Source organism: Leucobacter sp. M11, from assembly GCF_035726885.1.
Classification (GTDB): Bacteria; Actinomycetota; Actinomycetes; order Actinomycetales; family Microbacteriaceae; genus JAPFRB01.
On sequence record NZ_JAPFRB010000002.1, the window covers coordinates 62,345 to 64,481 of the forward strand.

The 2,137-nt window shown below is 69.9% G+C and carries 3 protein-coding genes; 1 reads left to right on the top strand and 2 read right to left on the bottom strand.

Features of this window, described 5'->3' with window-relative positions:
- Nucleotides 1–512, bottom strand: a 512-nt coding sequence (locus OOT08_RS04385; RefSeq protein ID WP_442916180.1) for an ammonium transporter, incomplete at its 3' end; no start/stop codon positions are given.
- A 184-nt stretch (nt 513–696) separates the two neighbouring features.
- Complete coding sequence (locus OOT08_RS04390; RefSeq protein WP_325091348.1) at nt 697–1,356, bottom strand: TetR/AcrR family transcriptional regulator; 660 nt, start codon at nt 1,354–1,356, stop codon at nt 697–699.
- Between the two features lie 173 nt (nt 1,357–1,529).
- Between OOT08_RS04390 and OOT08_RS04395 the strand changes: the two genes are divergently transcribed.
- Nucleotides 1,530–2,137: siderophore-interacting protein (locus OOT08_RS04395; RefSeq protein ID WP_325091349.1), on the top strand; the 608-nt coding region annotated here is incomplete at its 3' end.

Consider the following 2,137-nt stretch of genomic DNA (forward strand, 5'->3'; position numbering starts at 1 on the left):
GCCCCGGCGTTCAGGTGCACGGCGGTCCCGCCCGCCCAGTCGATGACCTCGGCGGTGCCGAGCCATCCGCCGAGGGCCTGCACCCATCCGCCGCCCCACACCCAGGCGGCGACGGGAAAGTAGACGAGCGTGGCCCAGAGCCCGGCAAAAAGCATCCACGCCCCGAAGCGGGTGCGATCGGCGATGGCGCCGGAGATGAGCGCGGTGCTGATGATGGCGAAGGTGGCCCCGAAGGCGATGCCCACCAAATCCGCCCCCGCGACCCCGGCCTGACCGAACGCGCTGAGGGGGTTGCCGGAGAAGGCGAGCGGGCCGGCGTCGCCCACCACGCTCATGTTCGCCCCGTAGAGCACCCAGAGCACGGCGACGAGGCCCATCGAGCCGAGGCTCAGCATCATCATGTTCAACACCGAGCGTGAGCGGACGAGCCCGCCGTAAAACAGCGCCAGCCCCGGTGTCATCAGGAGGACGAGCGCGGTGCTCGTGACGATCCAGACGGTGTTTGCGTGCATATCGACCCCGTTTCTCTGCCGCCGCCGCCTCGTGCGGGGCGCGTTGGGGCCACTGTGCCGGACGGCGGTTTCGGGGGCGTTTCGACGGCGTCACGCGCCCGTGACAGTTTTCGACACAGGTTTCGGGCGCGTGACGGGGCGGTTTCCCGGCCCCGACGGCTGTCGGGCAGGCGGCTGACCGGCGTCAGGGCAGGGCGGTGAGCTGCAGGAGAGCGCCCCGAATCATGGCCTCCATCGCGAAGGCGAACTTCTGCTCCGGGCCGTCGAGCAGCGGGGTCGGCTCGATGCGCGAGAGCGTGCGCAGATCCGGGCTGCCCGCGAGGGGCACCCGCGTCGGCAACGCCACGGCCGCGTGAAACACCACATCGGACAGGGCAACCGCGGTGAAGGTCACGGTGGACAGCACCCACGACGCCTGCGTCGGGCTGAGCCCGAAGCGCTCGGCCACCTCGGTTTGATGCGCATCGATCTTGCCGAGAGCGACCGGGGTGTGCCGCCCAATCCGGCTCAGGTACTGCGCGAGCCCGGGGTGTGCCAGCACCAGATCGCGGAGCGAGCGTGCGAGCCGGGCCAGGTGCGCCTCGATCGACTCCCCCGATGCGAGCTCGGGCAGCTCCCACCGGGAAAAGATCTCCTCGGCGACCAGGATGCGCAGCTCATCGATGCCGTCCACGTGCTTATAGAGCGCGGGCAGGGACACCCCGAGCCGCTTCGCGAGCCCCGTGAAGGTCACCGCGGGCAGCGTCATCTCGATCCCCGCGTCGGCGATCTTCTCGCGCGTGATCAGGCGACGCCGCCCCGTGCCTCCAACAGTCACCGCGTCACCGGTCGTAGCCGACATCATTGCCCCTTCTCCTCGTGCGCGCCCGGCGAGCCGGACCCCGTTCGGCGGAGCGGGCCGCGCGGGCTCACGCCCCATCCTAGAACGCCCCGATTTCCCGACTCACTTGACGAGCGGTTTTATGTAAGGCTAACCTTATTAAACCATATCATCTGACGAAGATTCGGAGCGCCCCCGTGACCCCCAACGTCCCCTCAGCCGACCCATCCGAGGCCATCGTCGACTCCGAGGGAGTCCTCGAGCAGGCCGACCACGCCCGCGACATCAGCGGCATCGAGCTGCGCGTGACCCGGCTCAACACCCCCTCCCGAGACCTGCTCCGCATCACCTGCGAAGCCGCCATCGACCTCGACGACGAGGCCTGGAGCCGCAGCAACGTCTCCGTTCGCATCCAGGTCTCCGGCGGCCCCGACGAGTCCAACGACGGCACCGCAGGCGGCGTCGTCTCCCGGGTCTACACGGTTCGCAGCTACGACCCCGCGACCCGAAGCATGGACATCGACGTCGTCCTGCACCCCGGCGAAAGCCCCATGATGCGCTGGGTCGCTGCGCTCGCCGTCGGCGACACCTTCCACCTCACCGGCCCCCGCCAGCACTTCCTGCCGCCGGAGCCCACCGATCGCCCGGTCGCCCTGTTCCTCGACGAGACCGCGATCCCCGCACTGTTCTCCATCCTCGCCGAGTGGCCAGCGGGCCGCCGGGCCGAGGCCTGGATCGAATGCCCGGAACACGCCCCCGTCGCCGAGCTCCCCGCCGTCCCCGGCGTGACGATTCACCACCTCCC

What these genes read in the sequence shown, in the direction of transcription:
- OOT08_RS04390 (WP_325091348.1), bottom strand. Translation starts at nt 1,356, where the DNA reads ATGATGTCGGCTACGACCGGTGACGCGGTGACTGTTGGAGGCACGGGG.